General features: G+C 70.4%; 28 protein-coding genes and 1 pseudogene. 13 read left to right on the plus strand and 16 right to left on the minus strand.

Features of this window, described 5'->3' with window-relative positions; translation table 11 throughout:
* Positions 1-398: 398 nt before the first annotated feature.
* Together LZ495_RS31775 and LZ495_RS31780 are read left to right on the plus strand one after the other, a co-directional pair.
* Positions 399-1,325 (plus strand): septum formation family protein, encoded by a 927-nt coding sequence (locus LZ495_RS31775; protein ID WP_235056417.1) that lies wholly within the window; start codon positions 399-401, stop codon positions 1,323-1,325.
* Positions 1,326-1,424: 99 nt separating this feature from the next.
* Positions 1,425-1,862, plus strand: a complete 438-nt coding sequence (locus tag LZ495_RS31780; protein ID WP_235056418.1) for a CBS domain-containing protein — start codon at positions 1,425-1,427, stop codon at positions 1,860-1,862.
* Positions 1,863-2,037: 175 nt separating this feature from the next.
* On the opposite strand, the gene LZ495_RS31785 is transcribed toward LZ495_RS31780, so the two are convergent.
* The 7 genes from LZ495_RS31785 to LZ495_RS31815 form a co-directional block, all read right to left on the minus strand.
* Entirely contained in the window at positions 2,038-2,781 is a 744-nt protein-coding gene (locus LZ495_RS31785) for a class I SAM-dependent methyltransferase (RefSeq protein WP_235056419.1), read from the minus strand.
* 172 nt (positions 2,782-2,953) lie between these two features.
* On the minus strand, positions 2,954-3,469 hold the full coding sequence (locus tag LZ495_RS31790) for a DUF3995 domain-containing protein (RefSeq protein ID WP_235056420.1): 516 nt from the start codon (positions 3,467-3,469) through the stop codon (positions 2,954-2,956).
* A complete protein-coding gene (locus LZ495_RS31795) occupies positions 3,466-3,996 on the minus strand; it encodes a hypothetical protein (RefSeq protein ID WP_235056421.1) in 531 nt (176 codons plus the stop codon). Before LZ495_RS31795 ends, LZ495_RS31790 begins: the two co-directional genes overlap by 4 nt.
* Positions 3,997-4,214: 218 nt before the next feature.
* Positions 4,215-4,892 carry a response regulator gene (locus tag LZ495_RS31800; protein WP_235056422.1) on the minus strand — a complete coding sequence of 226 codons (678 nt, stop codon included), beginning with the start codon at positions 4,890-4,892 and terminating at the stop codon, positions 4,215-4,217.
* Positions 4,893-4,993: 101 nt separating this feature from the next.
* Positions 4,994-6,235 carry a sensor histidine kinase gene (locus LZ495_RS45065; protein ID WP_235056423.1) on the minus strand — a complete coding sequence of 414 codons (1,242 nt, stop codon included), beginning with the start codon at positions 6,233-6,235 and terminating at the stop codon, positions 4,994-4,996.
* Positions 6,236-6,244: 9 nt separating this feature from the next.
* A complete protein-coding gene (locus LZ495_RS31810) occupies positions 6,245-7,273 on the minus strand; it encodes an NAD-dependent epimerase/dehydratase family protein (RefSeq protein WP_235056424.1) in 1,029 nt (342 codons plus the stop codon).
* 103 nt (positions 7,274-7,376) lie between these two features.
* Positions 7,377-7,688, minus strand: a complete 312-nt coding sequence (locus tag LZ495_RS31815) for a hypothetical protein (RefSeq protein WP_235056425.1) — start codon at positions 7,686-7,688, stop codon at positions 7,377-7,379.
* Positions 7,689-7,869: 181 nt separating this feature from the next.
* Between LZ495_RS31815 and LZ495_RS31820 the strand changes: the two genes are divergently transcribed.
* Together LZ495_RS31820 and LZ495_RS31825 are read left to right on the plus strand one after the other, a co-directional pair.
* Positions 7,870-8,241: a GntR family transcriptional regulator gene (locus LZ495_RS31820; protein ID WP_235056426.1), complete on the plus strand. Its 372-nt coding sequence runs from the start codon at positions 7,870-7,872 to the stop codon at positions 8,239-8,241.
* A gap of 127 nt (positions 8,242-8,368) precedes the next feature.
* Complete coding sequence (locus LZ495_RS31825; protein ID WP_235056427.1) at positions 8,369-9,550, plus strand: DUF5925 domain-containing protein; 1,182 nt, start codon at positions 8,369-8,371, stop codon at positions 9,548-9,550.
* 70 nt (positions 9,551-9,620) lie between these two features.
* On the opposite strand, the pseudogene LZ495_RS31830 reads toward LZ495_RS31825, so the two are convergent.
* Positions 9,621-9,806, minus strand: a pseudogene (locus LZ495_RS31830) (hypothetical protein); the annotation flags it as partial.
* Positions 9,807-9,875: 69 nt separating this feature from the next.
* Between LZ495_RS31830 and LZ495_RS31835 the strand changes: the two are divergent.
* Together LZ495_RS31835 and LZ495_RS31840 are read left to right on the plus strand one after the other, a co-directional pair.
* Complete coding sequence (locus LZ495_RS31835) at positions 9,876-10,697, plus strand: hypothetical protein (RefSeq protein WP_235056428.1); 822 nt, start codon at positions 9,876-9,878, stop codon at positions 10,695-10,697.
* Positions 10,698-10,843: 146 nt separating this feature from the next.
* Positions 10,844-11,815: a quinone oxidoreductase family protein gene (locus tag LZ495_RS31840; protein WP_235056429.1), complete on the plus strand. Its 972-nt coding sequence runs from the start codon at positions 10,844-10,846 to the stop codon at positions 11,813-11,815.
* Between the two features lie 146 nt (positions 11,816-11,961).
* Here LZ495_RS31840 and LZ495_RS31845 read toward each other — a convergent pair whose 3' ends face one another.
* Together LZ495_RS31845 and LZ495_RS31850 are read right to left on the minus strand one after the other, a co-directional pair.
* Positions 11,962-12,420 (minus strand): hypothetical protein, encoded by a 459-nt coding sequence (locus LZ495_RS31845; protein ID WP_235056430.1) that lies wholly within the window; start codon positions 12,418-12,420, stop codon positions 11,962-11,964.
* A gap of 176 nt (positions 12,421-12,596) precedes the next feature.
* Entirely contained in the window at positions 12,597-13,376 is a 780-nt protein-coding gene (locus LZ495_RS31850) for an exodeoxyribonuclease III (RefSeq protein WP_235056431.1), read from the minus strand.
* A gap of 92 nt (positions 13,377-13,468) precedes the next feature.
* Between LZ495_RS31850 and LZ495_RS31855 the strand changes: the two genes are divergently transcribed.
* Complete coding sequence (locus LZ495_RS31855) at positions 13,469-13,813, plus strand: nucleotide pyrophosphohydrolase (protein ID WP_235056432.1); 345 nt, start codon at positions 13,469-13,471, stop codon at positions 13,811-13,813.
* Positions 13,814-13,817: 4 nt separating this feature from the next.
* Here the strand turns inward: LZ495_RS31855 and LZ495_RS31860 are convergent, their stop codons facing one another.
* Both LZ495_RS31860 and LZ495_RS31865 read right to left on the minus strand, forming a co-directional pair.
* Positions 13,818-14,057: a DUF397 domain-containing protein gene (locus LZ495_RS31860; RefSeq protein ID WP_235056433.1), complete on the minus strand. Its 240-nt coding sequence runs from the start codon at positions 14,055-14,057 to the stop codon at positions 13,818-13,820.
* 10 nt (positions 14,058-14,067) lie between these two features.
* Positions 14,068-14,928 carry a helix-turn-helix domain-containing protein gene (locus LZ495_RS31865; RefSeq protein WP_268823589.1) on the minus strand — a complete coding sequence of 287 codons (861 nt, stop codon included), beginning with the start codon at positions 14,926-14,928 and terminating at the stop codon, positions 14,068-14,070.
* A gap of 169 nt (positions 14,929-15,097) precedes the next feature.
* On the opposite strand from LZ495_RS31865, the gene LZ495_RS31870 reads away from it, so the two are divergent.
* From LZ495_RS31870 to LZ495_RS31880, 3 genes are read left to right on the plus strand one after another with little or no spacing between them, the layout of a single operon-like run.
* Positions 15,098-15,508, plus strand: coding sequence for an ATP-binding protein (locus LZ495_RS31870; protein WP_235056435.1), 411 nt, complete (start codon positions 15,098-15,100; stop codon positions 15,506-15,508).
* Positions 15,501-15,941: an NUDIX hydrolase gene (locus tag LZ495_RS31875; protein ID WP_235056436.1), complete on the plus strand. Its 441-nt coding sequence runs from the start codon at positions 15,501-15,503 to the stop codon at positions 15,939-15,941. Before LZ495_RS31870 ends, LZ495_RS31875 begins: the two co-directional genes overlap by 8 nt.
* A 58-nt stretch (positions 15,942-15,999) precedes the next feature.
* A complete protein-coding gene (locus LZ495_RS31880; protein ID WP_235056437.1) occupies positions 16,000-16,554 on the plus strand; it encodes a YciI family protein in 555 nt (184 codons plus the stop codon).
* 10 nt (positions 16,555-16,564) lie between these two features.
* Here the strand turns inward: LZ495_RS31880 and LZ495_RS31885 are convergent, their stop codons facing one another.
* On the minus strand, positions 16,565-17,206 hold the full coding sequence (locus tag LZ495_RS31885; protein ID WP_235056438.1) for a helix-turn-helix domain-containing protein: 642 nt from the start codon (positions 17,204-17,206) through the stop codon (positions 16,565-16,567).
* Positions 17,207-17,306: 100 nt separating this feature from the next.
* Here LZ495_RS31885 and LZ495_RS31890 point away from each other — a divergent pair, with 100 nt between their 5' ends.
* The gene (locus LZ495_RS31890) at positions 17,307-18,644 is read left to right on the plus strand and encodes an MFS transporter (RefSeq protein ID WP_235056439.1); all 1,338 of its coding nucleotides are present in this window, start codon (positions 17,307-17,309) and stop codon (positions 18,642-18,644) included.
* Here LZ495_RS31890 and LZ495_RS31895 read toward each other — a convergent pair.
* Positions 18,565-19,269 (minus strand): class I SAM-dependent methyltransferase, encoded by a 705-nt coding sequence (locus LZ495_RS31895; RefSeq protein ID WP_235056440.1) that lies wholly within the window; start codon positions 19,267-19,269, stop codon positions 18,565-18,567. The genes LZ495_RS31890 and LZ495_RS31895 overlap by 80 nt on opposite strands.
* Before the next feature lie 57 nt (positions 19,270-19,326).
* Between LZ495_RS31895 and LZ495_RS31900 the strand changes: the two genes are divergently transcribed.
* Positions 19,327-19,956: a hypothetical protein gene (locus tag LZ495_RS31900; RefSeq protein ID WP_235056441.1), complete on the plus strand. Its 630-nt coding sequence runs from the start codon at positions 19,327-19,329 to the stop codon at positions 19,954-19,956.
* 256 nt (positions 19,957-20,212) lie between these two features.
* Here the strand turns inward: LZ495_RS31900 and LZ495_RS31905 are convergent, their stop codons facing one another.
* A complete protein-coding gene (locus tag LZ495_RS31905; RefSeq protein ID WP_235056442.1) occupies positions 20,213-21,457 on the minus strand; it encodes an NAD(P)/FAD-dependent oxidoreductase in 1,245 nt (414 codons plus the stop codon).
* A 464-nt stretch (positions 21,458-21,921) separates the two neighbouring features.
* Positions 21,922-22,701 carry an endonuclease/exonuclease/phosphatase family protein gene (locus LZ495_RS31910; protein ID WP_235056443.1) on the minus strand — a complete coding sequence of 260 codons (780 nt, stop codon included), beginning with the start codon at positions 22,699-22,701 and terminating at the stop codon, positions 21,922-21,924.
* A 53-nt stretch (positions 22,702-22,754) separates the two neighbouring features.
* On the opposite strand from LZ495_RS31910, the gene LZ495_RS31915 reads away from it, so the two are divergent.
* Entirely contained in the window at positions 22,755-23,762 is a 1,008-nt protein-coding gene (locus LZ495_RS31915; RefSeq protein WP_235056444.1) for a hypothetical protein, read from the plus strand.
* Positions 23,763-23,925: the final 163 nt, after the last annotated feature.

The following is a 23,925-nucleotide window of genomic DNA, read 5'->3' on the forward strand; positions in this document are numbered from 1 at the left end:
GGCGGGCGGGCGGGCACGGGCATCTTCGGGAGAGGCGTCCGCGGGTGACATCATGAGGCACCCGGCGCCTGCCCGCTCGCCGCTGGTCAGGATCCAGCCAAAGTTCGGCCCATGGATAGACCAAGTGCTATTCGGCTTCTTTGTTCTCTGCCACCTGCATCGATGCAGGTGAGTACGTCTGTACGATGCAGATTCCTTCTAAGCACTTGGTCGCAGGTTCGATTCCTGCCGGGGGCACACTCAGGAATGGCCGGTCTCTCCCTGCGCCACCCTGCCGCATGATGCGTCAGTTCCGCGTAAGTGCCGCCGCGTTCACTCGCCCAGGTGAACATTTGCCGAGGGCCGAACTCCGCACCCCGACGCGGCAACACTGCAGCGCGGAACGACAGCACTACCGTATGTGCACGACCCAGGAGCCCGTCATTCGCGCGTGGATCACCGCCCACAGGAAATCGCTCATTATTTGGGCCGTCGTGGTCGGCGCCGTAATCGCCGTGGTCAACACGATGAACTCTATGGACCCCGGTGCACATCGCGACAAGGACGGCCGAGTCACCACGGCCGGCTATGAAGAACTTGTCAGTCTGCGTTCCGGCGACTGTTTCGACAGCGGAGGCCACCTGCCCTCGGCGGGCACGCGCATCATGCCCCTGACGACGGTGAAGGTGGTGCCCTGCGACCGTCCTCACGACGCCGAGGCCTTCGCGTCGATCGAGCTGCCCGCGATCGCGCCTGCTCCCAACACGCCGCCATTCGCGGAGTACGCGCACGGCCAGTGCACCTCGCAGGCGGAGGCCTACATATTGGACCCGTGGTCGGCGCCCGAGGGCCTGAGGGCGTTCTACACGGCGGAGGCGATCAAGAACTGGGGCTCCGGTGACCGGCGGATGGTCTGCTACTTCGGGCTCGCCGGCAGCACGTTGACCTCCTCGCTGCGCACCGACGACGCGGCGCTGACCACCGAGCAGAAGGCCTATCTCAAGGCCGCGGGGCCGCGCGGCTCGGCCGTCGCGGCGCTGCCTCGCGGCCCGGAAGACCTGCAGGCGAAGCTCCCCGCCTTCAACGCCTGTGCGGCGCGCGCGGCCGCGGCCACCCGCGAGGAGATCCGGGTCCTGGAATCGACGCCGTGGTCCCCCGCGGTCGGCACCGAGATCACCGCTCTCGTCGCGGAGCTGCGCAAGGAAGCGACCGTGCTCGACGGACTGGCCCGCACAGGGCAGGCCGGGGCGTTCGGCGAATATGCCGACGGGACGGCGTACAACGCGCCGCTGCAGGACGCGGTCGTACAGGTACGCAGAGCGCTGGGGCTGACCACGGAGTCCTGACGGCGGCACCGGTGCCGAGTGGCGGGGTGGGTAGGGGTCTGTTGGGATCGAAAGTGTCCGGTAGCTCAGGGATCCCTTGCCGAAAGGAACAGGCCTGCCATGGACAAGATGCCGCTGAAGGCCCGTGATGTGATGCACGCCGGGGCGCAGTGCGTGCCGGAGAATTCGTCGCTCATGGACGCCGCGAAGATGATGAGGGACTTGGACGTCGGGTGCGTGCCAATATGCGGCACCGACGACAAGCTCAAAGGTGTCGTGACCGACCGCGACATCGTCATGCACTGTTGTGCCGAAGGCCGCGACCCTGCGCAGGTGAAGGCCGGCGAGCTCGCCGGAACCCTTTACTGGTGCGATGCGGACGCCGACCTCAACGACGTGCTCGACTTGATGGAGATCCACCAGATCCGGCGTATCCCCGTCATCGACATGACCGAGGGCCACCGGCTTGTCGGGATGATCAGCGAGGCCGACCTGGCCCGCAATGTGACCGACCGGCAGATGGCCGAGTTCGTCGAGAAGGTGTACGCCGCGAGCTGACGCCGAACGCATCGGCAGACGCAGAACACGCCGCATGCGGAACGTGCAGAACATGCAGAGACGGCACCCGCAGGGCCGAGCCGGCACCCCGGCTCGGCCCTGCGGTTGTGACCTGCTCTGTCCGGTCCTGCGGATCCGCCAGGGCAGGTCAGGCAGGTCAGGCAGGTCAGGCAGGTCAGGCCGGGGGCTCCCCCGCCGTCAGCAGCCGGAACCCGTAGTCGACGCTCTCCCGGTCGAGAAGGTCGGCATAGCGCCGCTGCCAGGCCCCCGTCGCCAGGTCGTCGGCCAGCCGGGCCACCGCCGGGCGCACTGTCTCCCACGGGGTCTGCGCGAACGGCGAGCTGGCCAGGCGGACCCGCGAGTCGAGGTAGGCGTGCGGGCGGCGCCAGTACGCGTACTGCGAGCCGTCGGTGAAATCGTGCGGGATCGGGAAGGCCGTACGCGTGTGCGCGCCGAGGGCTTCCGCGGCATCGTCGAGGGCCGGGCAGCGGGCCAGGTCCAGGGCGCGCAGCTCGGGCAGGTAGTCGCGCACGATCCACAGCTGCTCGTCGTGTCCCGGGTCCCACAGGAACAGCACCTGGCGGCGCGAGACCCGCCGCATTTCCGCGAGCCCGCGCCGGAAGTCGGTCCAGTGGTGGATCGTCATCACCGCCATCGCGGCATCGAATTGGCCGTCTTCGAAAGGGAGTTCCTCGGCGAACGCGCGGACTTTGCGGGCTCCGGGATGTGCCGCGAGCATGACGTCCGACGGGTCGACCGCGGTGACCTCCGCCCACTCCGGTTCGTACGCCCCGGTGCCCGCACCGATGTTCACCACCGTCCGCGCCCCCGCCAGTGCGGCGCCGATCACGGCGCCGAGCCGCGGGTCGGGGTGCCGGACCGTGTTGTAGCCGGCGCCGATGCGGTCGTAGACGGGCATGCCGGAGACACCGACTGGCAAGCCGGGGTCATCGACGGGCCTTTCGGAGTCACCGGAGGGGACGTCGCGGCCATCGACGGTCAGGTCTTCGCGGTGCGGGGTGGCGGTCATGCCCACCACCCCACCCCGCGTTCCGGCCCGGTGCGCGGTTCTGCACCGGGCCTTCACAAGATCATTCGCTCTTCGGACGGGCCAGTCCCGCGGCCAGGCTCAGCGCCAGTGCCCCCAGCACCAGGCACAGCGGCGAGTACACGCGCCAGTCGAGCCGGACGTACTCCGGCGTCGACCCGCTGTTGGTCAGCGGCCCCAGCACACCCCGTCCGACCAGGACGCCGGCCAGCCCCACCGCACCCAGCCGGTACGCCCACTTCGGTCCCACGCGCGGCACCAGCCCTCCCGCTGCCAGGACGAGGTACGCCCCCGCCGTCAGTCCGGCGCCCACGCCCAGGCTCGCCCAGGCAGGCGGCGCGGTCTCGCCGAAGCCCAGCAGGTGCCGGGCGAATTCCTCTTCGGTGTCGTACGGCCAGGTCGTCCCGGCGCCCCACGCCAGATGCAGCGCGCCGATCGAGCCGAGGCCCGCGGCCAGTGCGGAGGACAGCACGGGTCTGCGGCGCGCCGGAAGGTCCGCATCCACCCAATCCCGCGCTCGGCGTACCGCGGAGCCCTTCACCCGCTCGCCGCCCGTCACAGGAACACCGGCTCGTTCTCGGCGCGTTCGCGGATCGCCTTGAGCCACACCCGGCGGATCATGCCGCTGGGTCCGCGGATGACCATCCAGTACGCCCGGAACCGGCGCCGGGTCCGCTCGTCCGTCGCCCACACGCGCGTCTCGGTCGAGACCGTCGAGCCGTGCCGCCGGAAGTTGACGGCCGCCTTGAGGTATCCGGGCTCGCCGAACTTCAGGAACGCCTCGGCCGGCAGGTCGGCGGGCAACTCCCGGTGCTTGCCGAAGCCGATCTTCATGACCGTGCCGAGCACGATCTCGTTGTCCCGGCGGTCCAGGACCGCGAAACCTTCCTGGGTCATCGACGCGAAGATGCGCGGGTCGCGGGCCGGGTCGCCGAACATGCGCAGCGCCATCAGGGCCCGGAACACCGGGACCTCGCGCCAGGTCACCTCCTCCACGGCCCGGAAGACGGTGTCGGCGTAGGCGTCGACTTCGATGGAGTGGTGTTCGCGGAAGTGCCAATCGGGGATGACGTCGTCCAGGCTCATTGCGGGCCGGCCCCTCTCACGGCGGCGAGGCGGGGTCCGGCGGCTGCGGACCCCGTACGCCGATACTCCCGCCGCAGGCGGCCCGCGCTCATCGCCCGGGCGGACGGTTCAGCTCCTGCGCCTGCCGCTGTAGGGGCGCCCGGAGTACCCCCACAGGGCTACGCCGCACGCACTACACGAGCCGCGGGCGGACGCCGGCCCGCCGCGGCAGACCTGCCCTAACTGCGGCCGGGACGGACCAGTCCCGACTCGTATGCGGCGACGACAAGTTGCGCGCGGTCGCGTACGCCCAGTTTGGCCAGGATACGGCTGATGTGCGTCTTCACCGTGTGCGGGCTCATGCCGAGACCCAGGGCGATCTCGTCGTTGCCCAGGCCGGCCGCGATCTGGCACAGCACTTCGCGTTCGCGCTCGGTCAGCGCGTCCATGAGGGCGTCGACCCGGCCGGTGTCCGCCTGCGGCCGCAGGTCGGAGCGCGCGAACATGCCGATCACCTGGCGCGTGATGCCGGGCGACAGCAGCGCGTCGCCGCGGGCCACCACCCGGATGGCCTGCACGAGTTCCTCGGCCTCGGCGTCCTTGACCAGGAAGCCGCTGGCCCCGGCCCGCAGCGCGCCGTAGACGTTGGCGTCCTCGGCATAGGTCGTCAGGATCACCACGCGCACCCCGGCGAGTTCCGGGTCGCCGACGATGCGCCGGGTCGCGGTCAGGCCGTCCACGTCGGGCATGCGGATGTCCATGAGCAGGACGTCCGGACGCAGTTCGCGGGCCAGCTCGACGGCCGCGCCGCCGTCCGCAGCCTCGCCGACCACCTCGAAGTCCGGTTCGGTGCCCAGCAGGGCCCGGAAACCGGTACGCACCAGCGCCTGGTCGTCGGCCAGACCGATCCGGATCATCGCGTCCCCATCCCGTGCCCCGAAGCTTCTCTGTGCCCCGAAGCTCCGCTGTTCCCCGAAGCTTCTCTGTGTACCGAGCCTCTGTGTACCGAGTCCGCCGCTCAGCGGGCCGCCAGCGGCAGCCGGGCCGCGACCCGGAACCCCCGCCGGCTGCCGTCCTCGGCCGCCCCGACCGCACCCGCCACCACCGAACCGCCCACCGACTCGGCCCGTTCGCGCATGCCCGACAACCCGTGGCCGACACCGTGCCCGTCCACCAGGCCGCACCCGTCGTCGACGATTTCCAGCACCAGCTCCGCGTCACCGTACGCGACGCGCACCCGCGCCTTGGCGCCGTGCCCCGCATGCCGCAGCACGTTGGTCAGCGACTCCTGCACGATCCGGTACGCGGCATGCCCGGTCTCCGCGGGCAGCGGCACCGGCTCCCCGTCGCGCTGCAGGTCGACCGGGACACCGGCCTTGCGTACCGCCTCCAGCAGCGTGTCGAGGCGTTCCAGCCCGTCGTTGTCGGGCGCACCCGTCTCGCGCAACATGCCTACTGTGGAACGGAGTTCACCGAGCGCCTGGCGGCTCGCGGTGCGGATCGCGAGCAGCGCGTCGCGTACCTCGGGGTCCGGATCGCGGAGCAGGCGCAGCGTCGCCGCGGACTGCACGGCGATGCCGGCCATGCTGTGCGCCACCACGTCGTGCAGCTCGCGCGCGATGCGCAGCCGCTCCTCCACCACGCGGCGCTCGGCATCGCGTTCGGCCTGCGCGACGCGCGCCTCGGCGGCTTCCCGGCGTACCCGGACCACCTCGCCGAACAGCACCGGACCGCCGAACGTCGCGAACACGACCGCGTAGAACAGCGCCAGGGTGCCGAAGAACGCCGACGTCCCGTCGAGCATGCGGGCCATCCTGGGCACCCACAACGTGCACGCCACGATCAGGAACGCCAACGCCCCCAGTGCGGTACGGCGCCGCCGCCCGGCGGACGACGCCGTGTACAGGCACAACATGGCCGGCAGCACGATCGGCCCGACCGGGTAGCCGCGCGCGAAGTACGCGGCGAGCAGGGCGCTCTCCGCGACCAGCGCGAGGCGCGGACGCCGGGTCCGCCACGCCAGCATGACCGTGGCGGCGACCAGCAGCACCACCGCCAGCCAGTCCGGGTCGGTGCCCTCCAGGCGGGTCGGCGGGCCGCCGCCGGTGTCCAGCGCGTACACCGGCACCGAGATGACGAAGATGCCGATCAGCTGCACCGGCAGCATGAACAGCACCAGCGCGACATCGACTCCGGGCAACCCGAACACCCGCGCCGGCAGCCGCTCCGGCAACCCCGCCAATTCCCGTATCGCCCGCACGGGCCAACCCTACGGAGCCGCGTGGCGTGCTTCCCACTCCGCCAGCAGACGCTCCTCCTTCTCCGCGTCGATGCCCTGCGTCCCCGCATGCCCGCGGTAGGACGGCAGCGTCTGCGGCAGCCCCGCCGCCTTGAGCCACGCCCAGGTGTCGGCGACGGTCTCGCGGACCGGCCGGCACCTGAATCCGTCCTCGGCCGCCTTCGACGAGTCCGACAGCCACACCCCCGCCATGTCGTCGGTGGGCGGCGCCCACAGCGGCAGCTCGGTCCACGGCGACACTTCGCGTTCGAGCAGGAAGTCGTCGTCCACCCAAACCAGTTCGGCATCCGAACCGGTCGCCGCGCGGCAGTCGGCCAGCCACTGGCCCATCGTCGTGTTGGCCGCCTCGCCGCCCACCAGGTAGCGCCCCTCGGCGCCCGCCTCGATGCGGTCCAGCGTGAACACCGCGATGTCGCGCGCGTCGACGAGCTGCATCGGGCGGTCCGGGTCGCCCGGCGCCAGCACCTTGCCGCCCGCCGCGATACGCCGCAGCCACCACGGCAGGCGCCCGACGTTCTCGTACGGGCCGAGGATCAGGCCGGGCTGCAGCACCAGCACGCGGCCCTCGAACTCGCTCTCCACCGCGCGCTCGCAGCCGGCCTTCAGTATCCCGTAGCCGCCGTCCGTCTCGTCGGCGTCGGGAGCGCACGCGAAGCGCGGCGAGTGCTCGTCGACGCGGGCCGCCGGCCAGTCCTCGTACGCCGAGATGCTGGAGATGAACGTGTACGACGACGCGCGCCCGTTCAGCGCCCGCACCGAATCGCCGACCACGCGCGGCGTGAAGCCGCACACGTCGATCACCGCGTCCCACGGGCCCGCCGCGGCAAGGCGTTCGAGATCCGCCTTGTCCTCGCGGTCGCCGTGCACCACGGCGGCGCCCGGGACGTCCGTCCCGGTGCGCCCCCGGTTGAACGTGGTCACCGCATGGCCGCGCGCCATCGCCTCTTCGACGATGGTGCGGCCGAGGAACACCGAACCGCCGATCACCAGAATGTCCATGGTGTGAGACTCCCCTGACCGCCGTCCGGAATGCTCCGGATTCGCCTTTCGGCGAACGGATTACGCGTTCGGATGAACGGACTTGCACATCACCCGCACATCATCAGTGGTCGTCCCAGTGCCCGTCGTGCTGCGCGTGCCGGTGCCCGTCGTGGATGTAGTCGACGTGGTCGCCGTGCGGCACCGCGACGTGGCCGCAGCCCTCGCCGTGCTCGTGGTGGTGCCCCTCGTGCTCCTGATGCGCGGCCGTCGAGCACTCGTCGACATGGCCGTCGTGCACACGGTGGATGTGGCCGTCGTGCACGTAGTCGATGTGGTCGCCGTGCGGCACCGACACGTGCCCGCAGCCCTCACCGTGGACGTGGTTGTGGTGGACGTGCTCCTGGTGCTCGACCGCGGTGCCCAAGTGGACCATCCCCTGTTTGGTAGGCGTTTCCGACGCAGTGGTGCTCGGTAGTACTCGGGGAACGATTCATCCAGGTATGGGACACGGGATCAACGCGCCACACCGGCCGCCCGCACGGCACAGCACCGCGCGACACCACACCGCGCGGCAGCGCACGGCACCGCGCCCGGTGTACGCCACACTTGCCGCCATGGACATCACGCTCGACCCGCACTCCCCCGCACCGCCGTTCGAGCAGGTCCGGCAGGCCATCGCCGAGCAGGCCCGCACCGGGGTGCTGGCGGTGGGCACCAAACTGCCGACGGTACGCGCGCTGGCCGCCGAGCTCGGGCTCGCGGTCAACACGGTCGCGCGGGCGTACCGCGAACTCGAGGCGGACGCGGTCCTGGAGACCCGCGGCCGGCACGGCACCTTCGTCGCGGCCGTCGGCGACACCGCGCACCGTGAGGGCGCCGCCGCAGCCGGCGACTACGCCAAGCGGGCCCGGCGCCTCGGCCTGACCAAGGACGAAGCACTCGCCGCAGTGGCCACCGCCCTCGACGCCGCGTATACCGATCACTGACACAGCGTCAAAAGCGCAGGCCGGGCCCGCAAACCTGCCCTGCGCCACGGGTTTTCCGTCCCCCGGAAGAGTTCCCGGTTACGCAAAACCGCTGTACGCCCGCCCCGGGGGCACCGATCATCGAAGCATGTCCATGCCCCGTCAGATACCGGCCCGGATCCACGGGGTGGAGGAGGCCGAGAGCGGCGGAGGTGCGCCGCAGGGCGCCACCGAGCCCCTCGACCCGTCCCGAACCCTGCCCTACTCCCTCGGACTCGACGATTCGGACACCCCGTACGACGTGATCGACGCGCTGACGCTGGCCGAGTTCGTCTCGGGCCGCCAGCCGTGGGCGAGCACCACCAGACTCGACCGCATCCGCCCCGGCGCGAAGCTGGTGCCGCGCGGCGCCAAGGTGCTGCGCGAGGTCGAGGAGGACGACCGGCAGTCCACCCTCGCGGCCGGGGAAGGCTGGACCCTGCGCGCCGTGGTGTGGCGCAGCGGCGGCGGCGAGGTCACCGTCACCGCGGACAACCCGAAGACCGGCCGCGCGGTGATGAAGAAGGCGGTCAAGAACGCCAAGGCCGAACCGCAGCCGCAGGACGAGTCCGTGGCGATGGGCTTCTGGTACCACTCCGCACGGCGCGGCCCGTACCGCACCACCCGCTCCATCACGGCCGCACCGTGGGAGCAGATCCGCCGCAACTACGCGGGCGGCACCGCGGCCGCGTTCGACAAGCTGATGGCCGTGGGACGCGACGACGTCGCCGGCCGCCTGATCCTCCTGCACGGCCCGCCCGGCACCGGCAAGACCACCGTGCTGCGCTCGCTCGCCCGCGAGTGGCGGGACTGGTGCCGGATGGACTGCGTCCTCGACCCCGAGGCGCTGTTCGGCGACACCGGCTACCTGATGGACGTCGCGATCGGCCGCACCGGCGAGGAGGACGACTCCGAGCACAACCGCTGGCGGCTGCTGGTCCTCGAGGACTGCGACGAACTGATCCGCGGCGAGGCCAAACGCTCCACCGGCCAGGCCCTCTCCCGCCTGCTCAACCTCACCGACGGCCTCCTCGGCCAGGGCCGCAACGTCCTGGTCGCCATCACCACCAACGAATCCCTCGGCCAACTCCACCCGGCGGTCGTCCGCCCGGGCCGCTGCCTCGCCCAGATCGAAGTCGGCCCGCTCGACTACCAGGAAGCCACCGCCTGGCTCGGCAGCTCCAACGGCGTCGGCTCCGCCTCCACCCTCGCCGAGCTGTACGCCCTGAAGAACGGCGCCGCCCCGGTCGAAGCCCACCGGCCGCCGATCGGCGACGGGATGTACCTCTAGCCACGCGCGGACAAGATGCTCGGAGGGGCGGGGCTCCGGCCCTGCTCCTCCGCACGTCGTGACCGGTGCGCGGGCAGCCGTCCGACGCCGGATGCACCTGCCCCATGAAGTCGCCGTCGATGATCGCGTGCGCTACGAACGCGGCCCGCAGCAGCGCTGAAACCTCCCCCACCGTCGTCTTGCCGACGCCAGCGCGTCCGCCGATGAGCAGTACGTGTGCGTGATCGGCGTCGTCGACCTGGTCACCAGGGTCCATGACGGCCGCGTGGCGGCGAGCGCCGCCGCTTGCGATCGGATATTCCGGCACTGCGGCTACCTTGGCGCCATGCACGCGATCACGTTCGAGAAGGGCCGCGACGAGTCGGGTCTGCGCGTCTACCGGCACCTTCCGGGCGAAAACGTCGCCGTGACCCGCAACTGGGCCGGGCTGTACGAGGCATGGCCCGACGCGGACACCACGCCGAGTCCGTGGCCGATCAACAACGCCGTGCCCGAGGAGCTCGCCGTCTACGCGGGCCTCGCCTGGCGCCTGACGGACGGCTTCGCGCGATACGCGATTCCCGGCTACTACCGCGACGAGGCCCAGCGGCTCCTGCAACGCGAGCCGGTGTTCGTCGACTGGGAGTACGAGGTCGACGCAACGGGCCTCACCGCCGAGACGCGCGACAAGGGCTTCGTGCCCGCACGCGCGATGGTGCGGATCCGTCCGAAGCCGACGCCTTGGGAGCGTGAACATGCCAAGCACGCCGGGCTGTTCGTCCTGGACTCCCCGCGCGACCTGCTGAGCGCCCTGCGGGCGGTGCACGGCGACGCGTCCGGAGCGGTCACCATCTTCGCCGTCGCCCCAGGGGCGGAGCGGTTCACGCGGCTGGTCGAGGCGCTGCGCGGGCCCGAATGCCCCCGGCTGGCCGATGTCCTTGGCGAGGACGGGTTGCTCGTCGACGTGACCTTCGGCGAGGACCTGGGCAACTACCACTCGCTCACCGTGGCCTCCGCTACGGACCTGGGCGGCACTCTGGACACGCTCGCGGCGGAGTACACGCGCAGGGTCGAAGCGTACGAAGCGCGTGTCGACGAGATCGCGGACATGGCCGGCTTCCGGCGCGCGATGGCCCAGTTGTCCGGCATCGATCCGGACGCGGCCTGAGTCCCGCAGAAGCGCGTTCATGTCGGTGCAATAGCGCGGCGGTTGAATTCTCCAGAGACGGCACAACGGCGCGACCTGCCGGGGAACAAGTGGCAGGCGTATCGGGTTGGGGTCCGGAACCGGCACCACGGCAAGGAGTGAGACCCATGGCGCAGGCCATTCGACTGCACGAGACAGGCGGACCGGACATCCTGCGCTGGGAGGAAACCGAGGTCGGCGAACCCGGCCCCGGCGAAGCGCGGGTGCGGCACCACGCGATCGGGCTCAACTTTGCGGACGTGTACTTCCGTACGGGCCTGTACCCGGTGCCGCTGCCCACGGGCCTGGGTGTCGAGGCGGCCGGGGTCGTCGAGGCGGTCGGCGAAGGCGTCGCGCACGTCGCCGTCGGCGACCGGGTCACCTACACGAGCGGCCCGCTCGGCGCGTACAGCACCGAACGCGTGCTGCCCGCCGACTCGCTGATCAAGCTGCCGGACGCCATCTCCTTCGAGACCGCCGCGGCGTCCACGCTGCGCGGGCTGACCGCGGCGTACTTGCTGCGCCGCATCCACCCGCTGCAGGCCGGCGACACGGTGCTCCTGCACGCGGCCGCGGGCGGCGTCGGGCTGATCTTCGCGCAGTGGGCGAAGCTACTCGGGATCCACGTGATCGGCACGGTCTCGACCGAGGAGAAGGCCGAGATCGCCCGTGCACACGGCGTCCGCGACGTGATCTTCTACCGCCGCGAGAACGTGCCGGAGCGGGTCCGCGAACTCACCGGCGGCGAAGGCGTGCCGGTGGTGTTCGACAGCGTCGGCAAGGACACCTTCGAAGGCTCGCTGGCATCGCTGAAGCGGCGCGGGCTGCTGGTGGTGTTCGGCACGGCGTCCGGCGTGCCTTCCCTCGACGTCAACCAACTCAACGCCGCGGGTTCGGTGTTCCTCACCCGGCCCGGCCTCGCCGACTACATCGGGGACCCTGCCGAACGCGACGCACTCAAGGACGAGTTCTTCGGCCACGTCACCTCCGGCCGGATCGACGTGACCATCGGCCAGCGCTACGCCCTCAAGGACGCCGCCGAGGCCCACCGCGAGCTGGAGGCAGGCCGGACGACCGGCTCGACGATCCTGCTGCCGTAGGCCGGTACGCCTGCCCAGGCACGGCGGGTCTGAGCGCTGGGCACGCGTGTTTCTCCCACTGCGGGAACGGCGTTCAGTACATCGCGGCGAGCAGTTCGCCGTTCTCGCAGTCGTCGCGCGGCAGGCTCACGCCGAACTCGGCAAGGCTACGGACACACCCAGCAGTAGAGACGCTGTCCCTGGGTGACTGCCCGGGTCGCAAGCTCGGCGAGGCTGCACAAAAAGTCGCCCATGTCTTCGATGTCTTCCGCATCGGGAGTCTCAAAAAAGTCGCCCGATGCAGCCCACCCCCGGGCAACGTCCTCGAGCAATTCCCGATCGAAGTCGGCCAGCCGGTCACGGAACACGTCAGTGAGGGAGACGGTGACCACCTCGCCATCCCCGACCATGGCGATCAGGCATCCGTGCCGGGCGTCGGTCGTGACCTCCGCCGCGCTCCTGCCGGTGATGAGCACCTCGGCAGGCATCAGGGCCACTACCGGATCGATGCCTTTGACCACCAACTCGTCGTATCCGGTTCCGGTCGGCTCATCGTCCTCACGCACAATGGCCCGACTGGCGTCGTGGTCGTCAGCAGCGGCGTAGTAGCCGAACAGAACCCCCATGCCGCGGATCATGCCATCGGCTACCGACAGTCGGACACACATCGGCGTGCCGAAGGTTGCTCTTGGCCGCCCCGCCCATCGAGGCGGCCCAGAGAACCTCCGCGTCCTGGCCGGCGACCGCGGTCGCGACATCGCAGACTGCGACGGCAGGACATGTCATTTGCCCGGGGTCGGCGTCACAGCTCCAAGTCGACGACCACGGGGGCGTGGTCCGAGGCGCCCTTGCCGCGGCGGGCCTCGCGGTCGACATACGAGTCCTTCACCGCGGCATTGAAAGCCGGGTTGCCGAGGACCAGGTCGATGCGCATGCCCTTGTTCTTCGGGAAGCCGAGGTCGCGGTAGTCCCAGAACGTGAAGGGCACGTCGTACTTGAGCGCCCGCGGCATGACCTCGGCAAGCCCGCCCGCCTCGAGCTCGTCGATTGCGGCCCGCTCCAGCGCGCTGACGTGCGTGGCGCCCTCGAAGAGCTTGATGTCCCACACGTCGGTGTCGGCGCGGGCGACGTTGTAGTCGCCGAGCACCGCGAACGGGCGGTCGCCGGCCGCATCGTCGGCGACCGCGGCCTTGAGGGCCTTCAGCCACTCCAGCTTGTACGCGTAGTGCGCGTGCGCGACCTCGCGGCCATTGGGCACGTACACCGACCACACCCGCACCGGCCCGCAGGTCGCGCTGACCGCGCGGGGCTCCTGGACGCCCTCGTAGTCCGGGCCGCCGTCGAGGCCGCGGACGACGTCGTCCAGGCCGACCCTGGACAGGATCGCGACGCCGTTCCAGCGGCCGTCACCGTGCGCGGCGACCTCGTAGCCGAGCGCCTGGACGGCCTCGTAGGGAAAGGCGTCCGCGGTGGACTTGAGCTCTTGCAGGCACAGCACGTCGGGAGCGGCGCTCTCCAGCCACTCCAGCAGCCGCGGCAGCCTGGCCCCGACCGAGTTGATGTTCCAGGTGGCGACCCTCATGCGACCGTGACCGACCTTCCGTACGCGTGTTTCGGACCCGGCCATTCTCCCCCGGGGCACCGACACCTGCGGGTGGCGGCACACTGGACGGCATGACTTCTCCGGAGCAGGACTCCCTTGACGAGCTGTCCGCCGCGATCCGCACCTTCGCCGCCGAACGCAATTGGGAGCCGTTCCACACGCCCAAGAACCTGGTGATGGCCTTGAGCGTGGAGGCGTCGGAGCTGGTCGAGATCTTCCAGTGGCTGACCCCGGAGCAGGCCGCGAACGTGATGGACAACCCGGAGGTCGGCGAACACGTCCGCGAGGAGGTCGCCGACGTCTTCGCCTACCTGCTGGGCGTGTGTGGTGTCCTGGGCATCGACCTGGCCCAGGCGCTGAGGGACAAGCTCGTCAAGAACGCCCTCAAGTACCCGACCCCGAAGCCGCTGGCCTGACGGGTCAGAGGGCGGAGCCGGCCACCCCGGCGAGGAACACGCTCCACGCGCCCGCATCGAACGCGAGCCGAGGCCCGCCCGGCCGCTTGCTGTCCCGAACCTCGGTACGGCCAGAGGCCGCGGCGACCTCGGTGCACTCGCCGTTCTGGTTGCTGTGGCTGCTCTTGGTCCACCTGACTTCGGTGCACTCACCGTTCTGGGCGCTGTAGCTGCTCTTGATCCAGCGGGAGGGTACGCCAGCCATCGATGCCTTCCTAGCTGCTCGTGAGTCGATCCGTGTAGTCGTTCATCAGTGCCTGCGACTCCAGAGGACTGAGGGCAACGGCCCGCAGCTCCTCGAAGACTCTGGCGAAGTGGTCTGTCTCGTCAGGGTTTTCCAAGTACAAGTGGCCGGTCAGGTACTCCAACGTCACTACCTCCAGACCGGACGGTGGAGGGAACCCGTAGATCAGGAACGGCAACGGACCACCCGGATAAGCCCCTGCCGAAAATGGTAGTACTTGGATGGTTACCGTGGGCATCTGCGCGACCTCGACCAGATGAAGCAGCTGCGTGCGCATGACGTCGGCCCCACCGACCATCTGGCGCAGCGCCCCCTCCCCGAGAACGGCGCGTACTTCCAGAGGCACTTCCCGAGTCAAGACTCTCTGGCGCTCCAGCCGCACCCGCACCTTGGTCCGTCGCTCATCGTCAAGCGGACCCACGCGACCGCCCTGGATCACCGACGTCGCGTAGTCCTCGGTCTGGAACAGCCCGACAACCATGCTCGGATGGAAGATGCGCAACGTGCTCACGTCCGCTTCCAGCCCGATCAAGTCGAGGAAGTCCGTCGGGAGCTTGTCCTCCAGGTCGCGCGACCACCGTCGCTTCCGATCGGTCTTCGCCAGCGCCAGGAACCCGGGCCACTCGTCCTCCGTCACGCCGTACGTACGCAGCAGCTCCTTGAGTTCCGCGGAGCGTACGCCGCTGTGCCCGAGCTCGATGCGGCTGATCTTGGCGATGTGGCAGTCGAGGACTGCCGCAGCGTCCTCCAGCAACAGCCCTTTGCTTTCACGCAAGTTCTTCAGGTTTCGGCCAAGGACCCTCTGCCGTACGGTCGGTCGCCGATCCGCCATCTCGCCCCCAACATCACGTTGCGTGCGGGCATCGTATCCACGCAGCCACTACCGCGACTGCAATATCTTGCTTCGCTTGCAACTTCATGACTTCGCACTTCATGCTACCTAGAGCAACCGCATCGACACTCCGAGTCGATCTCAATGCCTCTTGTCTTGGGGGTGTGGCATGTCCACAACACAGACGGAAGCCCAGTTCGAACCCCTCCCCGCCAGCGTCGGCGAAGCCCGCCATTGGGCCGCCAAGTGGCTGGCCGGCCAGGGGATTCCGGACCACGTGATCGACGACGTGACGCTCTGCCTGTCCGAAGTGACCACTAACGCGGTGCGGCACCACGGCTCCACCACGCCGCTCCACGTACGTCTCGCCATCCACGCGACAGTCGTCCGCCTCAGCGTCCAGGACGACAACTGCGCTCCCCCGAGCCCACGTTCGCCCGCCGAGGACGACGAGAACGGTCGCGGTTACGTCATCCTCGACGCGCTCGCCGCCACCTGGGGCTTCAGCTCTTCCGCCCGCGGCAAGACCGTCTGGTGCGATATCACGTACCGCCTAGAGGAGCAGCGAGCACATGGGTGACCGGACCGCGTCCACCGTCATCGACGTACACATAATCCTGCGCAATCAGGATCGGATCCTGCTGTCGCAGCGCGGCGGCCCCTATTGCCACGGCCAGTGGCACGTCCCCAGCGGCAAGCTCGACACCGGCGAAACGGTACTCGACGCAGCGGTACGCGAAGCTTGGGAGGAAGCCGGGGTCGCCATCGACCCCGGCGACCTTCGGCTCGTCCACACGGTCCACCACCAAGGCCCGGACGTCCCAGACCGTATCGGCCTGTTCTTCGAGGCGACGCGCTGGCACGGCGAGCCGGACAATCGCGAACCCAACAAGTGCCTGGCCCTTGAATGGTTCGCGATCCACAACCTCCCGTCCGAGCTCATTCCGTATCCAGCCGCCGGAATCCGCGGATACCTCGACGACACGGGCGGGATCAGCGTCCACGGCTGGTGATGCCCGCACGGCGACTAAGCGCTCGACGTGGCACAGGCGGGACGCCAGGGTGTGCCGTATGGAGTTCTTCGTGTACCACCGCGATCGGCCCGGTTCCACTCCCCTCCGGACCGGGATGGTCGAGGAGCACTGGGCCTATATGGACCGGTACGCCAAGGAACTCATCGCCCGTGGACCGACGTTCGAGGACGACAATGAGACGCTCACCGGGAGCGTGCACATCGTCGATCTGACGGACGCTGCCGCGGTCCGAGCCTTCGCCTTCGACGAGCCCTGCTACCAGGCAGGCGCGTACCGGGATGTCCTGATCCGGCGCTGGCGCAACGTCCTCGGGCGCACGATGTGGGAGTACCCGGGCGGACGCACGGGAGGCCGCCGGTTCCTGGTCATCGGCCTCGGCGCCGGCGAAGCTTGCGATACGGAGCCATCAGCCGAGCACGCCGACCGCCTCATCGCGTACGGGCCACTGCTGTCCGACGACGGCTCGGCATGGCTCGGGACCGCCGCTCTGGTCGAGGCAGCGGATTCGGCTGCCGCGCGCACCGTGCTTTCCGCCGACCGGTACGACGCCGTCGAGGTCCACAACTGGCAGTTCGGCGGGCGGCACGAGTAAGCGGGGTGGCTCAGGCCTCATCGACGTCCAAGCGCTCTCTGCTTGGCGCCCCCATCGCACCTGGCCGGGTACGGATGTGGGCGCGTTCTCCCTGGCGGCCGAAGAGGCTGAGGATCTCGACGCTGCCCTGGCCTGTCGAGCCGAACCAGTGCGGGTGGCGGGTGTCGAACTCCGCTACCTCGCCCGGGCCCAGGATCACGTCGTGTTCGCCGAGGACCAGGCGGAGGCGGCCGTTGAGGACGTACAGCCACTCGTATCCAGCATGGGTACGCGGCTGCGGCTCCGACTCGCTCGGCGGGATCGTGAGCTTGTACGCCTTGGGCTCCCCCTGCGTACGCGACAGCGGGACGATGACCCGGCCCCCAGTACGCCGCGGTTCCTGCGGCAGTCGCGGGTCGACGATGCGCGGGGCGGCGACGATCTCGTCCAAGGCCACGCCTAGTTCGGCTGCGATCGGCAGCAACAGTTCCAGGCTTGCCTTGCGCTGCCCGGACTCCAGCCGGGACAACGTGCTCTTCGAGATTCCCGTGGCCCGGCTCAGGTCCCCGAGCGAGACGTCCTTGCGCTCCCGGACGCTCCGCAGGCGCGGCCCGATCCGGTCCAGTGCAGCATCGATCGCGGGGTGGGAGGAAGAACGGGTCGGTGACGACACGGGTACCTGACCTCGCTTCCCAATGCGTTCCGGTTTCGGCAACGACCGTCGCCGTTTCGGCACGTGATGAATCACGGTCGCCTCACTGGAGGTGACACTGATGGACAACCGTCCTGAGAATTCGATCATTCCGGCGGCCGTACGGTCGTCCGGGTCCGACGGCCTGGCAGCGCTGGACCGAGCAGCGACTACAGAGGAAAAGCCCGACACCCCAAGCACCCGCGGTCTCCCCTTCGGCGTGTACCTGCTCGCGTTCAGCCTCTTCACCATGGGCAGCGCGGAGTTCCTGCTCGCCGGCGTCCTCCCGGACGTGGCAGACGACATCCACGTCAGCCTCGCCTCCGCAGGCGGCCTCATCACCGCGTTCGCCGTCGGCGTCGTGGTCGGCGGCCCGCCGTTCGCCATCGCGAGTCTGCGCTGGCCGCGGCGTACGGCCCTGGTCCTGACCCAGGTGGTCTTCGCGGCCAGCATTGCCGCGGGCCTGGTGATCGGGACGTACCCCGCGCTCCTCGCCACCCGCTTTGTGGCAGGCCTGGCCTACGCCGGCTTCTTTGCCGTGGCCGCCGCCACCGCTGTCGGACTGGTCGCCCCCGACCGAGCCGCCCGCGCGTCCGGCGTCGTGGTCAGCGGCCTCGGCCTGGCCATGACCATCGGCGGTCCGGCCGGCACGATCGTCAGCCAGCACGCGGGCTGGGAGGGCGGGTTCTGGCTTGTCGTGGCCTTCACCTTGGCAGGGGCCGTGGCCGTTGCCGTCGCCATGCCTCGGACATCGACCGGCCCGGCCCCCAGCGTGCGGCGCGAGCTGCGCACCATGAAGCGCCCCGGCCTGTGGCTGGTCTACGCAGCGACGCTGCTCAGCACCGCGGCGTACATGATCACGGTCAACTACCTCGCCGAACTCCTCGACGACGTCACCGGCGTCCCGGAGGTGTGGGTCGCCGTCGTCCTCATGCTCTTCGGCGTCGGTGCCTACATCGGCCTCGCCATCGGCGGACGCATCGCCGACCGTCGCCCGCACCACGCGCTGCTCGCGGGCACGGCCGGGATCGCGGTCTGCTCGGTGCTCATCGCGCTGCTGGCCGAACACCCCCTCGCCGTAGTCCCGTTGGTCCTCCTACTCGGCGTCGCCGGGTTCGTACTCAACCCCGCGGTCTACGGCCGTGTGTTCGCCCTCGCCGCCGATGCGCCGACGCTCGCCGGAGCAGCCACGGTCTCCGCGTTCCAGCTCGGCATCAGCGTCGTCCCGCTGCTGGCGGGCGTGGCTCTGGACGCGGGCGCGCCGGTGACCGCGGTCGCGTGGATCGGGGCGGGGCTGGCCGTGCTCACCGTCCCCGTCGTCCTGCTCGAACGCGCCTCCGTCAAGGCCGACGGGCCAGCAAGTGCGCGTCGAGAAAGCCCCGTTCGGACGCCGGATCGTGGAGCAGCCGGGCAAACGTGACGAAGCCGGCCTCGGCGAGCAGCGCGGCGAACCGGTCCACCGGCCAGCAGTAGGCGGGCGCCACCTTGTGGTCGAAGCGGACCGGCTCGGCTCCGGCCTCCGGTCCGTCCATCGCGAAGAACGAGACCAGGAGCAAGCCTCCTGGCGCCAGGACGCGCATCTGCTCGGCCAGCACCGCGGAAAGCCCGCTCGGCGGCGTGTGGATCATCGAATAGTGGGCCAGGACACCACCCAGCGTGCCGTCCTCGACCGGCAGGGCCTCCATCCCCGCTTCCTCGAAACGCAGCGCTGGATGGGCCCGCCGGGCGTGGTCGACCATGCCCGGGGAGAGGTCGAGACCGAAGGCGTCCAGGCCCAGACCGTGCAGCATGGCGGTCAGATGCCCGGGCCCGCACCCGACGTCGGCCGCCCGCAGGTTCCCCGTGCCGCGGACCAGTTCCGCGAACGTGCCGATCATGTTCCGCGAGAACGGGTGCGTCTCCAGCCCGTCCGCGAACATCGACGCATACAGCTCGACGACGCCGTCGTAGGCCGCCCTGGTCGCTTCCCGGTAGTCCCCGCGTTCCCGGTGCTCCCCGTTCTCCGCGTGCGCTGTGTGCTCTGTGTGCTCTGTGTGCTCCGCCATGGAACGCGAAGCTAACAGCCGCGCCCCGCAGAGGCCCGGCCCGGCCAGAATCGGTGCATGGGGACCGACATCCACGGCTACATCGAGTGCCGCACCTGGAAGCCCGGGCTCGATCCCGGCGAGACCGCGTGGCAGCCGGCCGTCGACCTGGCCTTGCTGGGCCTGTACCGCGACTATGCCGGGTTCGCCGTCCTGTTCGGGGTCCGCGACATCCACGACGAGTGGCGGCCGGTCGCGGCCGGACGCGGGCTGCCCGCGGACGTGTCGGGGGTGGTCCTGGCCGCATACGACATGTGCGAACCCGCGGTCGACGCCACATGGATCGGCTGGGGTGAGGTGTGCGCCATCGACTGGGACGAGCCGGCCGCCGCGCGCGCCACCCGCATCGCACGCTACCGCGTCCTCCCGGACGGCCGAAGGGAGTTGGTGCACCGAGAGGACTGGAGCCGCGGCTTCACCCGGGCCAGCGGCATCGACGTGCTGTCCGCCGGCACCGGCAGCCTCGGCGGCCACTGCGCCGAGGGCGACGAATGGCAGACCGGCACCACCGTCTTCCGCGCCGAACGCGACCGCCGCCGCGACCTCGTCCCGGCGGACGGCCCGTGGGAGCCGATCTGGTCGGTCATGCGCACGCTCGCCGGCGTGCACGGCGGACAGAACGTACGCCTGGTCGTCTGGTTCGACTAGGTCGTGTCCACTACGTCCCCTGATGCGCATGGCCGTGCGGTCACCGGCCCAACCTCCTTTCCTGCTCGAAGCGTTCGGTTCGTGCTGACCGCCCGTCCAGGAAGGAGTTCCGGCGTGGCACGCAGCAACGGCAATCGCAGGCAGCGGCGTCGACCGCCGTGGCGGGGCCGCCCCTGCCACGCCACGGCGTCGGCCGACTTGGATCCGCCACACCAAGTACCGGACGGACGAGGAAGCTTGGCGCCCGTGACCGCCGCTACGCGCTGCCCGCAGGATGCACCCGTCGATCATGCGGCGTGCCCGTCTCCTCATAGAGGCGGCGGACGGCCTCGGGCGAGAAGATCTCGTCGTGGCCGACACCGCCCGCAAAGAGGCCGAACAGCCGGGTGGTCCACTCCGGGCTTTTGCGGATCGCCCCGAAGATGCCGCGCAGGCGCGGGGACAGCTCGCCGAATGCGCTCAGCGTGGTGGTGAACTCGTAGTTTTCCGAGCTCATTTCGTCACGGAGCTTGTGGTACTCGGCCAAGGCGTCGTCGAACGGCCGCTCGCCGGACAGCGCCTGGTCGAGGCGTTCCGCGAGGATCTCGCCGTGGATGAAGGCGTCGGTGATGCCGAAGCCCGGGTACGGGTCCTTGTGGTACGCGGCGTCGCCGACCAGCGCCCAGCCGGGGCCCCACGGCTGCCGGTAGTAGTTGTCCGCGTGCGGCATGGCGACGAAGTCACTTTCGCGGCGGCCCTGGTCGCGCATTTGCGCACCGAGTTCCGGGTGGATCTCGTCCCAGACCGCCTGGTAGTTCCCCGGCACGTCGCGGCGGAACTCCTTGAACCGGCTTCGGCCGCAGATGACGGCCGCGACGGTGAGGCCGTCATGGGTGGGCCACGCGCCGCACCAGGTCTCGTGCAGGCCGACGCGGTGGTGGAGGTCCCCGTCGAGGCCGCTGTAGTAGGCGTAGTAGTTCACCCCGGTCGCCGGGACGACCTTGTACGCTTCGGCGCCTGCCTGGGCCGCCACCATCGACCGGCAGCCGTCCGCGCCGACGACGATCGGGGCCCGGAACTCCCGCATGGGACGGTCTCTTTCCTGACCGCGGATGCCGACGACACGCCCCTCGGAGAAGACGAGTCCGGCGACCGTGAAGCCCTCGATCACCTCGGCGCCGGCTCGGCGCGCGGCATCGACCAGCAGCGCGTCGAGGACGGTGCGGCGTGGTGCGTACGCGGTGTCGATGCCGTCGACCGGTTCCGCCCAACCGCTGAGCTGCAGTCCGCGGTACCCGAAGTGCGCCTGCCGGATCGCGGCCGGTTCGGTGCCGAGCAGTTCGTCCAGGAGCCCCCAGGCGCGGAGGCGGGCGAGGCCGTTCTGGTGGATGTAGTGGGTGGAGACGGTGTCGCTGGGGAAGGTGGCGCGGTCCACGGCCAGGACCCGGTATCCGCGCCGGGCTAGGTGCATGGCGAGGGGCGACCCCGCGACGCGGGCGCCGACCACGATGGCGTCGTACATGGGCATCCTTCGGAGTTCGGTGGAGTCCATAACAACGGAAGGTGTCCGGGCGCAGCCCCATCCCACCCCACCCGCCAACGGATTCGTACCTCCGGAGATGTGCCTTGGCTGTGCCTCGGGCGGGCACCCGCCCCGCGCCGATGGTCGCCAAAGGCCCGACCGCCGCCGTCCCCGAGGACGGCCCCTGGTAGCCGGTCTGGTCCGTCATGCGCACCCTGGCCGGCGTGCACGGCGACGAGAACGTACGCCTGGTCATGTGGTTCGACGACCAGCAGTGCCCTTGTAGGTCGGTCTGGGTTTGCCGTGTGCGGTGGGTCGTTCGCAGGTGGGGCATGTGCCATCCAGACGACGGCCCCGACCTGCCCCGCGACTACGACAGTTCCCCCGGCGTCATACCGACGGCAAACCGTCGGAAACGACCAAATGCCGGCCGCCTGGCAAGAGCACTACCAGCGCTGCGCCGGTCACGGAGTGGCGGAGAAGTCGACGCGCAGCGGCAGGTGGTCGGAGGGTTCGGTCAGGGAAGGCAGCGCGCTGTCGCGGGAGAGCTCGGGCAGGGCACCGGGGCGCGGTGCGAGTCGCCCTTCGGAGAAGAGCAAGTAGTCGATCTTGCGTGGCCGGCCGTTGATGGCGCAGGTGTCCCACGGCCGCTGGGTACGGCAGCTCTCGTCCATGCCCCGCTCCAGCGCGGCCGCAACGACGTTACTCCGGGACGTGGCGTTGAAGTCCCCGGCGAGGATCCAGGTGGCGTCCGGAGCCGTGGCGTCGCGGTGCGCGAGGAGTTCGAGCATCTGGCGGCGGCCGACGTGTTCGTCGCGGGGCGTCGACTCGGGTTGCCAGGCCAGGTGGGTGCAGGCGACGTGGAGCGGTTGGCCGTCGAGGGTGAGCCGGACGATCAGCGCCAAGTCGTCACCCCCGGGGCGCTGCGCCGCGAAGCGCAGTTCCCGGGGTTCGAGTCCGCCGAAGCGGGTATGCCGGGCGAACACGGCCAGTCCGTCGGGGCGTCGGCTGCGCCGTGCGTAGACCGCGTCGTGGGTGGCCGCCAGTCGGGCGCGCAGGTCCTCGTATTCGGCGGGCTCCAGTTCCTGCAGGCACAGGAGGTCGGCGTCGAGCGCCTCGACACGGTCGAGCAGCAGGCCGCGGCGGCGGGCCGGGTCGAGTGCCTCGCGAGGGCACAGCGGATAGCGGTCAGGGCGGACGAAGGACTGGGCGAGCACGTTGTAGGTCACGGCGCTGAAGGTCATGCAGCGCACGCTAGGGAAGGAGCCCGCGGGCACGGTAGGACACGATTGCGGACATGACCGTGAGCGAGCACTCGCCGATGGGCTGCACATGGCAGCGCTACCTCGACCACGTGACCAACGAGCACGGCGGCTGGACCGCGCTTACCCACACGCTGATGCGGCGCGCCGGGCCGTGGGCGGGACTGCCGCTCGACCCGGGAACGATCGAACGCGGGCTGCGCCGCCTCCGTTCCCGGGGCAACGCGTCCGGCGGTCAGTACGGGCGCTGGCTGCTCGAGTACTTCGGTGTGCCGCAACCGCTGGAGGAGACGGCGCGCTGGATGGGCCAGTACCACGGTCGCTTCGCGGACCTGCCGCTGTCACTGCGCGAGGCGCAGCTGTGGCTGTGGGACCGGCCACCGATCACCGAGTCGCCTGCCGCGTGCTGGATCCACCTTGGCCTGGCGTCGGTCGCCATGCGCCGACGCGACCCGCGTGCCGCCGGGCTCCGGTTGGCCCAGGCCGCCGACACGGCGCGCGTGGATCCGGCCGCGCACGTCGAGTCCACACTGCTCGAAGCCCGTCTGGAGAGCGACGCGGGGCGGGCGGGGCACGCCGACCAGGCACTCGCGCGGGCCCGGTCGCAGATCGCGCGGCTGCCGCAGGGCGGCGAACGGGACTGCTACCACGCGCGTTGGGCCGACCAGCGTGCCTTCCTGCTGATACACGGCGGTCCGCAACCCCGCCTCTCGGCAGCGGCGCGACTGTACCGGTCCATCGACGTCCGCAGCCCCGCCGCCTTCGCGCGGTTCCGGCGCGATCACGGGCTGGCGTACTGCCATTGGCGGCTCGGCGACCGCGACCGGGCGAGCCGCCACGCCCGTGCCGCTGCCGAGCATGCGGGCGACGCCGGGCTGCTGCGCTTCCGGGTGATGGCGCTCCAGCTCCTGGCCCGCGTGGAACCGTGCGAAGCCGAGCGGCTGCACAGCCGTGCCGACCGCATCATCAGCGAACTGGAGCACGCGGACCTTGCACCGCCCGCCCCCGCGCCGTTCGTTGCGGTAGGCCCGACGCGGGGGTAGGCGAACACGTCCGGGAGGAGGTCGCGGACGTGTTCGCCTACCTGTGTGCGGTGTCCGGACTGCGCCGCGGTGCCGTGTCGCCCAGGCCCTGCGCGATGCGGCACTTCGGGGACAGCCTCGGACACCCGGCTCCTCGCTCACCCCCCGATGCGTGAGGAGCCCC

The organism is Yinghuangia soli, from assembly GCF_021502675.1.
Classification (GTDB): domain Bacteria; phylum Actinomycetota; class Actinomycetes; order Streptomycetales; family Streptomycetaceae; genus Yinghuangia; species Yinghuangia soli.